We start from the raw sequence: 911 nt of genomic DNA, 5'->3' as shown, positions 1-911 counted from the left end.
GCAGTTGCAATACCACCACCAGCTGCTAAACCACCGATAACATTCTCTAATCCTACTTTCAGCCCTTCAAACTTCTTCTCCGTTCTACCAGCTTCTTGTTGTAAATCTCGCAATTCATTACGTACTTGTTGTATGGAGTTTCCAGCATCTACAGAGCGAAGGACACGTTGTAGCTTTTCAATGTCTGTTTCTGCCCCTAACGCTTCGTGCCCGATACGTTTAAGAGCCTCATCTAGTTGAGAAGATGAGGCTGTACCTTGCTTAATTGCTGATGTTAAATGTCCGCCCAATGCATTTGCAAACTGATCTACACTTGTTCCAGTCGCTTCAAAAAAAGTATCCAATTGCCTTGTTGCATCTGCCGCCCTTTTTGTTTCAATTTCTTGCTCTTTCAGACTACGATTTGTCGTTTCAATTTGATTCTTTAGTTGTTGTTCTGCTGTACTTAATTGTAATAATTTTGTTTCTAGTTTATTCACTTCACTAGAATTTTCACCATACTGCGATTTGGCAGCTGCTAACTGTTGGGCACAGTTTCTCGTTTGCTGCGATGCATTTTGCTGTACTTGACTGAGGTATTGAAGCTTCGCACCCAATTTCTCGGATTCTGTAGCATGATTACCTAAGGATGCACGTTGTAAATCATATTCAGCACGTAGCTTTGTTGATTGATTTACAAGTTTAGTTTCTTCTGCGCCTAATGTAGTAAGAGCTTGTGCCGTACTGCTATTTTGCTGCGCTAATCGTTGTAAGGCGGTTTCAGTTTCTTTCATCTGATTTGAAAATTTTTGTTCAGCAATTTGGGCATTACCAAGCTGACGAGATAGTTTTTCAACTTCAGTAGAATTTTCACCATACATGGCCTTTGCCTTACTTAATTGTTGTTCCGTTGCGGCTACCTTTTGCGCAGC

The 911-nt window shown here is 40.8% G+C and carries 1 pseudogene; it reads right to left on the bottom strand.

The annotated features are described in order from the left end of the window. Positions 1 to 911 (bottom strand): annotated as a pseudogene (locus tag ACQGS6_RS29285) (hypothetical protein); the annotation flags it as partial.

The sequence above is a fragment of the Bacillus sp. GMs2/2 genome, assembly GCF_050172095.1.
GTDB classification, from domain to species: Bacteria; Bacillota; Bacilli; order Bacillales; family Bacillaceae_G; genus Bacillus_A; species Bacillus_A cereus.
The sequence above is the reverse complement of the archived record's forward strand: the minus strand, read 5'-3'. Positions and strand labels throughout refer to the sequence as shown.